Annotated in this window: 10 protein-coding genes; 5 read left to right on the forward strand and 5 right to left on the reverse strand. The window is 41.6% G+C overall.

Annotated elements, in window-relative coordinates:
* Nucleotides 1-84: 84 nt before the first annotated feature.
* Both ACVBIL_RS06640 and rplY read left to right on the forward strand, forming a co-directional pair.
* Nucleotides 85-576 (forward strand): DUF882 domain-containing protein, encoded by a 492-nt coding sequence (locus ACVBIL_RS06640; protein WP_447166203.1) that lies wholly within the window; start codon nucleotides 85-87, stop codon nucleotides 574-576.
* Between the two features lie 151 nt (nucleotides 577-727).
* A complete protein-coding gene (gene rplY / locus ACVBIL_RS06645; protein ID WP_447166191.1) occupies nucleotides 728-1,015 on the forward strand; it encodes a 50S ribosomal protein L25 in 288 nt (95 codons plus the stop codon).
* A 62-nt stretch (nucleotides 1,016-1,077) separates the two neighbouring features.
* Here rplY and ACVBIL_RS06650 read toward each other — a convergent pair whose 3' ends face one another.
* From ACVBIL_RS06650 to sodB, 4 genes are all read right to left on the reverse strand, one after another.
* Nucleotides 1,078-2,604 carry a SpoVR family protein gene (locus ACVBIL_RS06650; protein ID WP_447166192.1) on the reverse strand — a complete coding sequence of 509 codons (1,527 nt, stop codon included), beginning with the start codon at nucleotides 2,602-2,604 and terminating at the stop codon, nucleotides 1,078-1,080.
* A 9-nt stretch (nucleotides 2,605-2,613) separates the two neighbouring features.
* The gene (locus tag ACVBIL_RS06655) at nucleotides 2,614-3,882 is read right to left on the reverse strand and encodes a YeaH/YhbH family protein (protein WP_447166193.1); all 1,269 of its coding nucleotides are present in this window, start codon (nucleotides 3,880-3,882) and stop codon (nucleotides 2,614-2,616) included.
* Between the two features lie 49 nt (nucleotides 3,883-3,931).
* Entirely contained in the window at nucleotides 3,932-5,866 is a 1,935-nt protein-coding gene (locus ACVBIL_RS06660; protein ID WP_447166194.1) for a PrkA family serine protein kinase, read from the reverse strand.
* 227 nt (nucleotides 5,867-6,093) lie between these two features.
* A complete protein-coding gene (gene sodB, locus ACVBIL_RS06665) occupies nucleotides 6,094-6,678 on the reverse strand; it encodes a superoxide dismutase [Fe] (RefSeq protein WP_447166195.1) in 585 nt (194 codons plus the stop codon).
* 226 nt (nucleotides 6,679-6,904) lie between these two features.
* Between sodB and ACVBIL_RS06670 the strand changes: the two genes are divergently transcribed.
* On the forward strand, nucleotides 6,905-7,246 hold the full coding sequence (locus ACVBIL_RS06670) for a Grx4 family monothiol glutaredoxin (protein WP_447166196.1): 342 nt from the start codon (nucleotides 6,905-6,907) through the stop codon (nucleotides 7,244-7,246).
* A gap of 87 nt (nucleotides 7,247-7,333) precedes the next feature.
* Here ACVBIL_RS06670 and ACVBIL_RS06675 read toward each other — a convergent pair whose 3' ends face one another.
* Nucleotides 7,334-8,587 (reverse strand): uracil-xanthine permease family protein, encoded by a 1,254-nt coding sequence (locus ACVBIL_RS06675; RefSeq protein WP_447166197.1) that lies wholly within the window; start codon nucleotides 8,585-8,587, stop codon nucleotides 7,334-7,336.
* A gap of 177 nt (nucleotides 8,588-8,764) precedes the next feature.
* On the opposite strand from ACVBIL_RS06675, the gene ACVBIL_RS06680 reads away from it, so the two are divergent.
* Together ACVBIL_RS06680 and hda are read left to right on the forward strand one after the other, a co-directional pair.
* On the forward strand, nucleotides 8,765-9,877 hold the full coding sequence (locus tag ACVBIL_RS06680; protein WP_447166198.1) for a DUF2066 domain-containing protein: 1,113 nt from the start codon (nucleotides 8,765-8,767) through the stop codon (nucleotides 9,875-9,877).
* Nucleotides 9,878-9,949: 72 nt separating this feature from the next.
* Complete coding sequence (hda, locus tag ACVBIL_RS06685) at nucleotides 9,950-10,660, forward strand: DnaA inactivator Hda (RefSeq protein ID WP_447166199.1); 711 nt, start codon at nucleotides 9,950-9,952, stop codon at nucleotides 10,658-10,660.
* Nucleotides 10,661-10,830 lie beyond the last annotated feature (170 nt).

Consider the following 10,830-nt stretch of genomic DNA (forward strand, 5'->3'; position numbering starts at 1 on the left):
GTCGGAAAAGTAAACAGTGGTGAAAGTGTGTCAGTAGTATGTTCCTCTCGTAGACAGTTATTATTAGGCTTAGGTGGTGTAGCAATGTTTTCTTTGTTGCCATCTAAAGCACATGCAAGTCGTTCAACTAAAGGGGTTAGAAATCTAGGTTTTTATAACCGTCATACAGGAGAGCGCGGGCAGGGAAGCTATTGGATTGATGGTGATTATCAAAATGAGATATTGACTGACTTTAGTCAAGTTCTTCGTGACCATCGCCAGAATGAATCAGCACCAATGGATAAACGCTTATTTGATTTTGCGTATAACCTAACAGAGTCTCTGAGTTTTGAAGATGAACTCCACATAATATCTGGTTACCGTTCACCAAAAACTAACGCTATGTTAGCGAAGAACAGTAATGGCGTCGCTAAGAAGAGTTACCACATGAAAGGTATGGCGTTAGATCTAGCACTGCCAGGGGTCAAGTTAGCCCATATTCGAGAAGCGGCAATCGAACTTAAGCTTGGTGGGGTAGGCTACTATCCAAGTTCTGGATTTGTCCATATCGATACCGGACCAATCAGAAACTGGTAACTCGTACTTTAGCTATGCTATCGATAATGGAATTATAATCTTTGTTAGGCTAAATTTTATGTGGTAGAATCCGCCCGCTTTTAGCCGGTCGTGGTTGGTCGAAAATCATGGCCTTAAATTTTATATTATTTTTTTATTAAGTGAGTTTACTATGTCTTACACTATCGCTGCAGAAGTTCGTACAGAAATCGGGAAAGGTTCGAGCCGCCGCCTACGTCATGCGAACAAAGTTCCAGCTGTTATCTACGGTCCAGGTAAAGAAGCAATCTCTATCGTTTTTGCTCACAAAGATATCATCAACATTCAAGAGAACAAAGATTTCTACACTTCTGAGCTAACTATCGCTCTAGAAGGTAAAGATGTTAAAGTTCGCGTTCAAGATATGCAACGCCACGCGTTCAAGCCAATGATTGAACACGTTGACTTCAAATTTGCTTAATTTTTAAGTTGATTTGAAAAAAGCGCCTATTGAGGCGCTTTTTTTATGCTTGTAATATGCCATTAATTACTCTTATCATCTGCTAGCTTAGGACAGGCAGCAATTATGCTCGTTTTATTGTCATCATTATATTGTTCAAGTTTTACATCAAAACCCCAAAGTCGGTGGAGGTGTTTGACCACTTCGTGGCAAGTATCTGCAAGTGGGATCCTTGAATTTGGGATGTACCTTAATGTTAACGACCGATCTCCGCTAACCTCAACTTTTTGCACTTGAATATTAGGCTCCAAATTCGACAAGTTATATTGTTGGGATAGCTTTTGTCTGATCTCCTTATAGCCTTCATCATCGTGGATGGCTGAAACACTAATATGATTTTTCCTGTCATCATCTAATATTGAGAATAACTTAAATTGCCTAATGATATTAGGGGATAAATATTGGCTGATGAAGCTCTCATCTTTGAAGTTTTCCATAGCAAAATGCAGTGTTGTTAACCAATCACTTCCCGCTATATCTGGAAACCATTGTTTATCTTCTTCAGTTGGGTTTTCACAAATGCGCCTGATATCGACAAACATATTAAAGCCTAAGGCATAAGGGTTAATTCCGCTGTAATGAGGGCTATTATAGCTAGGCTGCGCGACAACATTGGTGTGGCTTTGTAAAAACTCCAACATAAATCGATCCGTCACTAGCCCGTCATCGTAAAGATGATTGAGAATGGTATAGTGCCAAAATGTTGCCCAACCTTCATTCATCACTTGTGTTTGTTTTTGAGGATAAAAGTATTGGCCCATTTTGCGGACGATACGCACAATCTCACGTTGCCAAGGTTCAAGTAGGGGCGCATTTTTTTCGACAAAATAGAGTATATTTTCTTGGGGCTCTGCTGGGAAGCAGGCTTTTCTCTCTGTTGCAGCCTCTAACGGTTGAGCGGGAATGGTACGCCAAAGTTCATTGACTTGGGTTTGAAGGTAAGCCTCCCTATCTTTTTGGCGCACTTTTTCTTCTTTAAATGAAATCTCACTAGGGCGTTTATACCTATCGACACCATAACTCATCAGTGCATGGCAAGAGTCGATAACGCTCTCTACTTTATCAATACCGTAAAGCTCTTCACATTCGCTAATGTAATTTTTAGCAAAGACTAAATAATCAATGATAGAACTCGCATCAGTCCAGGTTTTAAAAAGATAATTACCTTTAAAAAAACTATTATGACCAAAGCTGGCGTGCGCCATGACTAGTGCCTGCATTGTGATGGTATTCTCTTCCATGAGATAGGCAATACAAGGATCTGAATTAATGACGATTTCATAGGCAAGCCCCATCTGTCCGCGCTTGTAACCTTGTTCTGTTTCAATAAAGCGTTTACCAAAAGACCAGTGTGTGTAGCCAATGGGCATACCAATCCCAGCATAGGCATCCATCATCTGTTCTGCTGTAATGACTTCTATCTGGTTTGGATAAGCATCTAAACGATAAATGCCCGCTACCCGTTCTATTTCTGTTAGGTAAGTTTGTAATAAGTCGAAGTTCCAATCCGGCCCATCGTCCATGGGTGTTCTTTTATTTGGCATATCCATAAGCACTCCCTAAACAGCCTGTTTTTTAAATAGCTCTCTAAACACGGGATAAATGTCCTCAGCCTGTTTTATGTGTTGTACTGCAATATTGGCATGAGATTTTTTTAGATCTTCGTATTCGCGCCAGAGCGTCTGGTGGGCACGGTTAGTGATCTCTATGTAGCTAAAGTATCTAACAACGGGTAGTATTTTCTTTTCTAAGAGTTCGTGACATGAAGGGGAGTCATCAGCCCAGTTGTCGCCATCAGAGGCTTGAGCTGCGTAGATATTCCATTCACTTTCTGGATAGCGCTTCTGCTGAATTTCATGCATCAATTTAAGAGCACTCGATACAATCGTACCGCCAGTTTCTTGGGAGTAGAAGAATTCGTGTTCATCAACTTCTTTTGCCTGGGTATGATGGCGGATATACACGACGTCTAAGTTCTTGTAGGTCCGTGTTAGAAAGAGATAAAGTAGAATGTAAAACCGCTTAGCCATGTCTTTTGTTGCTTGGTCCATTGAGCCGGACACATCCATTAAGCAAAACATCACTGCTTGACTAGATGGCACTTCACGCTTGGCAAAGTTGTTGTAACGTAAGTCGAAAGTATCAATGAATGGCACTTTTTTAATGCGCTCTTTTAGATCTTTAATCTCTGCTTTTAACCCAATAATGCGTTCAGCTTCAGAGCCTGGCGTATTTTCAAGTTCATTGAGTTCAGCTTCAAGTTGCTTTAACTTTGCTTTCTTGGTTGATGTCATTGCCGTTCTTCGAGCAAGCGATGACCGCAGTGATCGCACAATATTGATATTTGCGGGCACGCCATCATTAGTAAAGCCGGCTCGATAAACTTGATATTCAACTAATTTATTCAAGCGGTTGTTCTGTAAATTAGGTAATTCAAGATCTTCAAATAACAGCTCTAAATATTCATCTTTTGAAATTTGAAACACAAAGTCATCTTGACCTTCGCCAGAGTCAGAAGCATCACCTTGACCAGCGCCTTGCCCCTGACCTGAAGGGGGCCGGTCTATTTGATCACCCTTAGTAAACTTATCATTTCCTGGATGAACACGTTCTCGAACGCCGCCGCTACCTTGATGAAATGTTGGTTCACTGATGTCGCGAGTGGGGATACTGATCTTTTCTCCTTTGTCTACGTCGGTGACACTGCGGCGAGTGACGGCGTCACTCACTGCCTTTTTGATCTGTTTTTTATATCTATTAATAAAGCGCTGTCGGTTAACAGTGCTTTTGCCTTTAGCATTAAGCCTTCTATCAATAAAACTTGTCATGCGCACCTCCTAGCCAATAGAAGGGGAGTCAAACTCCCCTTAGGGCTTTCTAAGAAGACTTTCTTACTCTTAAATACCACTCAGAGAGCAGTCTGACTTGTTTTTGGGTGTAACCTTTTTCCATCATTCGGTTGACAAAGTCATCGTGTTTACGCTGGTCATCCGTGGAAGATTTACCATTGAAAGAAATAACAGGTAATAAGTCTTCGGTATTTGAGAACATTTTCTTCTCAATTACTGTCCTGAGCTTTTCATAGCTGGTCCACAATGGATTTGTGCCCTCGTTATTTGCTCTAGCACGTAGGACAAAGTTAACGATTTCATTTCTGAAGTCTTTAGGGTTACTGATCCCTGCGGGCTTCTCGATTTTTTCAAGTTCAGAGTTTAACGCGGCTCTATCAAATAATTGGCCAGTTTCTGGGTCGCGGTACTCTTGATCTTGGATCCAAAAGTCGGCATAGGTTACGTATCTATCGAAGATGTTTTGACCGTACTCTGAGTAGGACTCTAGATAGGCGGTCTGGATCTCTTTACCAATAAATTCGACATATTTAGGGATGAGATAACCTTTTAAAAACTCCAGGTAACGCTCAGCTATTTCTGTAGGAAACTGTTCTTGTTCAATTTGACGTTCTAATACATAGAAGAGATGTACTGGGTTAGCTGCGATTTCAGTGTGATCGAAGTTAAACACCTTAGAAAGGATCTTAAAGGCAAAGCGGGTTGATAAACCTTGCATTCCTTCGTCCACACCAGCGTAATCCCGATATTCTTGATAGGATTTGGCTTTAGGATCAGTGTCCTTAAGACTTTCGCCGTCATAAACTCGCATCTTTGAGTATATCGATGAATTTTCTGGAGCGATGACACGAGATAAGACAGTGAATTGTGCTAAAGTCTCCAGCGTACCGGGGGCGCAAGGTGTATTTGCAAGCTCAGAATTGGTCAGTAATTTTTGGTAAATCCGTACCTCTTCCGACAGTCTGAGGCAATAAGGCACTTTAACAATATAAACCCGGTCTAAAAATGCTTCGTTGGTTTTGTTATTTCTAAAGGTTGTCCATTCAGACTCGTTTGAGTGAGCAAGAATGATCCCGCTAAAGGGCAGGGCGGATAAGCCCTCAGTGCCGTTATAATTACCTTCTTGAGTTGCGGTTAATAAAGGATGTAACACCTTAATAGGTGCTTTAAACATCTCCACAAACTCCATTAAACCTTGGTTCGCTCGACATAATGCACCTGAATAGGAATAGGCATCGGCGTCATGCTGAGCAAAATGCTCTAATTGACGAATATCGACCTTACCCACTAAGGAAGAGATATCTTGGTTATTTTCATCACCAGGCTCAGTTTTAGCAATAGCCAATTGATCTAAAATTGAAGGATAAACCTTTACCACTTTAAACTTAGAAATATCACCGCCAAAATCATGCAGGCGTTTTACCGCCCAGGGCGACATAATAGTTTTTAAATAGCGTTCAGGGATGTCGTACTCATCTTTTAATAACTGACCATCTTCATCAACATTAAATAAACTAAACGGATGATCATTAACTGGGCTGCGAACTCCATCTGCGGTTAGCACATACACTGGTACGTTCTGCATTAAGGCTTTTAGTTTTTCTGCAAGAGATGACTTACCGCCACCGACAGGTCCAAGTAAATATAAGATCTGTTTTGACTCTTCCAGTCCCTGGGCTGAATGCTTTAAGTAAGCAACTATTTGTTCAATCGCTTCCTCCATTCCGTAAAAGTCTTTAAATGCGGGATATCGAGAAATAAGTCTGTTAGAAAATAGTCGACTTAGGATAGGTTCTTTAGACGTATCGATGATTTCAGGCTCCCCAATCGCCATCAATAAGCGCTCTGCCGCGGATGCATATGCACTTCTGTCTTTTTTACAAATGGTTAAAAAGTCTTCTAATGAATATTCTTCATCAAGCTTTCTTTCATACCGCTGTTGGTAATGCTCAAATATACTCATAACCGGCCCCCTGAAACGCACAAATGGTAAGATTAGAAGCTAATACGGTTAGCCTCCTACCTTTAATGTTAGACGTTAAATGTGAGCTGTGCGGGAAAAAAGTAAATAAAAACAAAGAGAAATAGTTGCATTTGCAATAGTTGCATTTGAGATGTAATAAAGTGAGGGGGAAATCCATTAAAAAAGGAGCCCTGAGGCTCCTTTTGATTTAACGCAGAGTTGAATGATTAACCTGCGAAGTTTTCGTTAACAAATTCCCAGTTAACTAATTCCCAGAAATGCGCTAAATAATCTGGACGTACGTTACGGTAATCGATGTAGTAAGCATGTTCCCATACATCTACCGTCATAATCGGTGTTACACCGTCGTCTGTAAGAGGCGTTGCAGCGTTGCTAGTATTCACAATCGCAACAGTACCGTCAGCGTTCTTTACTAACCAAGTCCAAGCGCTACCGAAGTTGTTTACTGCAGAATCAGTAAATTGTGCTTTAAACGCATCGAAAGAACCAAAAGCAGCGTTGATTGCGTCAGCAACTGGGCCCGTTGCTTCACCGCCACCATTTGGTGATAGGCAGTTCCAGTAGAAAGTGTGGTTCCAGATCTGAGCTGCGTTATTAAAGATACCACCAGTAGAGGTCTTGATGATCTCTTCTAGGCTCTTTTGTTCAAGATCCGTGCCTTCAACTAAACCGTTAAGCTTAACCACATATGTGTTGTGGTGCTTACCGTAGTGGTAGTTAATGGTCTCTTCTGAGATATGTGGCTCAAGTGCGTTCTTTGCGTAAGGTAATGCTGGTAATTCAAAAGCCATTAGTTTTCTCCGTTAACTTCTAGTTTGTTATTTTGTGCGTTCTTACTCACTGTAAGATATATTACCTAATAAACTTGTGAAGTGTATCATTGTTTATTCAAATTGAGCGATTATCTTAATCGTTTATTCCTATTAGTAATTATCCCTGTAAAAAGTAGGTTTTTGTTCTGCTAAAGACTGGCGTACAATGGGGTTATTGTAGAGACGTTCTAATCAGGAAAGAAAAATGGAAACAGTAGAAAAGATCAAGCAGCAAATCGCTGAAAATCCAATTATCGTGTATATGAAGGGTTCACCAAAGTTACCAAGCTGCGGTTTTTCTTCTCAAGTCGCTCAAATTATGATTAATTGTGAAGCGCAATTTGCATTTGTTGATATCCTCCAGCATCCAGATATCCGTGCTGAGCTACCAAAATACGCTAACTGGCCGACCTTCCCTCAGCTTTGGGTAGAAGGCGAGCTCATCGGCGGTTGTGACATTTTGACTGAAATGTTCCAAAAAGGTGAGTTACAAACGCTTATCAAAGAAACTGCAGCAAAATATAAAACAGAAGACGATCAAGCTTAATCGTCATCCGTAAAAAAGCCCCTCTCGGTATAAACCGTTAGGGGCTTTTTTGTTTAAGCTATTTGAAAATAGATTTTAAAATGGCGATCAAGAAGGGCTAACCTCTTCACTGACAATCTTCACATGGGTTGCGGCGTTGTCTGGCAAAATTAAGTTCATTAAGATTGCAACGATACCGCACAGGCTGATCCCGGTTAAGCTAAACGAGCCAATGCCAAATGCCATTCCACCAATACCAAATACGAGTGTTACGCCAACAATACTTAAGTTACGTGGCTCATTCATGTCAACCTGATTCTTAATCAATGAGCTAAGACCTATCGCTGCAATAGAACCAAATAATAAACACATGATGCCGCCCATAACGGGGACTGGAATCGTTTGCAGTAAAGCGCCTAACTTGCCAACAAAAGAAAATAAAATCGCCGTGATAGCTGTCCAAGTCATAACGACAGGATTGAAGTTTTTGGTCAGTGTTACTGCACCCGTGACTTCAGAGTAAGTCGTATTTGGTGGACCACCAAAAGCTGATGCTGCAATCGTCGCAACGCCATCGCCAGCGAGGGTGCGGTGTAGTCCAGGCTTTTTCAGGTAATCCTTACCCGTTACGTTGGAGATAGCTAAAATATCGCCTATGTGCTCAACTGCAGGCGCTATAGCGACTGGGATCATAAATAAAATGGCGTGCCAGTTAAATTCAGGTGCAACAAAATTTGGCAAGGCTAACCATGGCGCGTCTATTACTAGGCTGAAGTCTACGATACCAAATGCTAGGCTCAGTCCATAACCAACTGTGATACCCACTAAGATTGGCATTAGTTTCAATATACCTTTAGCGAATATGGCAACCGCAATAGTCGTAAATAAAGAGGCTAATGAGATAAGAAGGGCGGTGTTTTGTGCGATTAACTGCACGCTACCATCACCACTTTTGCCCACGGCCATGTTCACCGCAACGGGGGCTAATCCTAAACCAATGACGATAATAACAGGGCCAACGACAACGGGTGGCAGTAAGCGTTTAATGAAACCTCCACCTCTGACTTTAATCACCGCCGCTAATATGACATAGACCACGCCTGCAGCCATTAATCCGCCCATAGTGGATGGGATCCCCCAAGTTTGAACGCCATACATAATAGGCGCGATGAAGGCGAAAGAGGAGGCGAGAAATATTGGGATTTGACGTTTAGTGATCAATTGGAAAATCAGGGTGCCTATACCGGCAGTAAAGAGTGCAACGTTAGTATCTAAGCCTGTTAGCAAGGGCATTAATACCAGTGAGCCAAAGGCCACGAACAGCATTTGCGCTCCTTGCAAAGGCATTGTTAGGTTTTTCATTATTTCTCTCTTATTTTAAGTAAACCTATCAATGATATCTGCTTCTACAGGCCCTGTATGTGAGCTCGCACAAATTAGCTTACTTTATGGGTTCTGCATGTGCCTATCTTTATCTCGGCAAAAATAATAATAGATGTGATACAATTTTATTTATTGAGCCGTCTTTGAATCTAAAACATGTTGAAACTCATTTTACGTATTTTTGTTACTTTCTCTTTTTTTGCTGGTTTCTCAACGCTTGTTGCGGCTGCCGAGGTCAAGCAACTGGACGAAGGTGTCGTGTCAATCGACTCAAGGTCGACAGCACTGAGAAGCCAAGGGATCAAGCGAGCATTTGAAGAGGTGATTCTAAAAAATTCTGGCACTCAGCTCGCGCTCTCTAATGAAATTGTTAAGAAACAGCTTGGCAATGCCAGTTCATTGATGACTCAATACGGTTATGTTGAAGACAAGGGTGAACTATTTCTCAAAGTAAACTTTGACCACAAACGTATTATTTCGCTGTTAAGAGAGGCGGGATTACCCGTTTGGGGAAAGCAGAGACCTTTGACTTTAGTTTGGTTAGTCCTAAGTGAAAACGGTGAGCGTGAAATTTTAAATGACGCATCAAGTATCCCGAGCCGACAAGTGTTTGAGCGTGAATCAGCAACCCGCGGCGTGCCTTTGTTGTTACCGTTAATGGATCTCGATGATTCAATGAAAGTCGGTGTCAATGATATTCGGGGACAGTTCACCGATAATGTCGCACATGCCTCACTTAGATATCAGTCAAATTATTTTATCTTGGCAACTATTGAGCCACAAGCTAGCGTTTACCGTTATCAGATGAACCTATACCCTCGAGAGAAAGCGGCGCAATCGCTACAATTGAATTCGCTTATCACTAAAAGTGGTGAAGCGGCAACGATTGATGATGCGGTTGCAGCCATAGTTGCAGCAACGAGTGAATATTATGTTGGTCAGTACGCTATTGCCGATTCAGGAGAGCAAAAAACCACAAAACTTACCTTTGCTGACGTAACTGAGATGAAGCAACTCGTCGCTATTGAACAATACTTAAATCAGCTAAGTGCGATAAAATCTGCCAGTATCGCTCGAATTCAAGGGCAAACAATTGAGTTTAATTTGAACCTGTTTGGAAACGAAGCGGATCTTCATCGATTAATGGCTCTTGACCCTAGAATCGAAGCAGTAATGAGCAATAACCAACAAAACCTTGGTTATTCTTCGATAGAAACTGAAGTTCAAGCTCAGAAAGAGACACAGATCTATTATTGGAAAGGTCAATAACTCCCAATCAAGTGGCACACATGCTACCATGTGTGTCTAATATAGAAATATTGCGTGTTGAGAAGTACCTGAGTGAAGCCAAACTCTCCTTTACAGTTATCATTACCTGTTCATCTCCCAGATGATGAAACCTTCAATAGTTATTATCCTGCAGCGGGTAATGATGAACTTATTCAAAGCTTACAAGCTTGCGCCGAAGGCCGTTCTGAAGGTGCAGTATTTTTATGGGGGCCAGAAAAGTCTGGACGCACCCACCTTATGCATGCCGCCTGCGCTCACGCTAATGATCTCGGTCGTAGTAGCTTTTATATTCCTTTAGGGATCCACGCGAGTATTTCGACAGCGCTACTAGAGGGGCTAGAGAAACTGGATCTCGTGTGTATCGATGACGTGAATGCGATTGCAGGCCACCCTTTATGGGAAGAGGCGATATTTGATCTATATAATCGAATTTCGGAGCAGAAAACCTGTTCACTGATTGTCAGTGCAAGTGTTTCGCCAAGTGACAGTGGTTTCTCTCTGCCTGACTTAGTTTCACGCATGCAGTGGGGGCTTAACTATCAATTGCAGCCAATGGCTGATGAAGAGAAGCTTGCTGCATTGCAACGCCGCGCTGCAATGAGAGGCTTACAACTACCTGAAGATGTAGGACGTTTTTTATTGAACCGCTTAGCGCGAGATCTAAGAACACTATTTGACGTGTTAGATAGGCTCGATAAAGCCTCTATGGTTCATCAGCGAAAGCTGACCATACCCTTTATTAAAGAGATGCTACGTTTATAAAGAGCTAGCCTATATTGATGCGAAATCATGAGTGTAGCTAAAGCTTTAAATATGAATTGAATATCATTTTCAAAAAAGCTCAGATAAAGTATCTCAATGCCGATCGTTTAAGAGGACTTGACCGATCCTGCAGATGAAAGATAATCCCTACCAGTATTCTGGTGGGGATT

The sequence above is a fragment of the Shewanella sp. 125m-7 genome, from assembly GCF_052977045.1.

Bases quoted from the DNA above. Each gene is read 5' to 3' on its own strand.
- ACVBIL_RS06640 (WP_447166203.1), top strand. From the start codon at position 85: ATGTTTTCTTTGTTGCCATCTAAAGCACATGCAAGTCGTTCAACTAAA.
- rplY (WP_447166191.1), top strand. From the start codon at position 728: ATGTCTTACACTATCGCTGCAGAAGTTCGTACAGAAATCGGGAAAGGT.
- ACVBIL_RS06650 (WP_447166192.1), bottom strand. From the start codon at position 2,604: ATGGATATGCCAAATAAAAGAACACCCATGGACGATGGGCCGGATTGG.
- ACVBIL_RS06655 (WP_447166193.1), bottom strand. From the start codon at position 3,882: ATGACAAGTTTTATTGATAGAAGGCTTAATGCTAAAGGCAAAAGCACT.
- ACVBIL_RS06660 (WP_447166194.1), bottom strand. From the start codon at position 5,866: ATGAGTATATTTGAGCATTACCAACAGCGGTATGAAAGAAAGCTTGAT.
- sodB (WP_447166195.1), bottom strand. From the start codon at position 6,678: ATGGCTTTTGAATTACCAGCATTACCTTACGCAAAGAACGCACTTGAG.
- ACVBIL_RS06670 (WP_447166196.1), top strand. From the start codon at position 6,905: ATGGAAACAGTAGAAAAGATCAAGCAGCAAATCGCTGAAAATCCAATT.
- ACVBIL_RS06675 (WP_447166197.1), bottom strand. From the start codon at position 8,587: ATGAAAAACCTAACAATGCCTTTGCAAGGAGCGCAAATGCTGTTCGTG.
- ACVBIL_RS06680 (WP_447166198.1), top strand. From the start codon at position 8,765: ATGTTGAAACTCATTTTACGTATTTTTGTTACTTTCTCTTTTTTTGCT.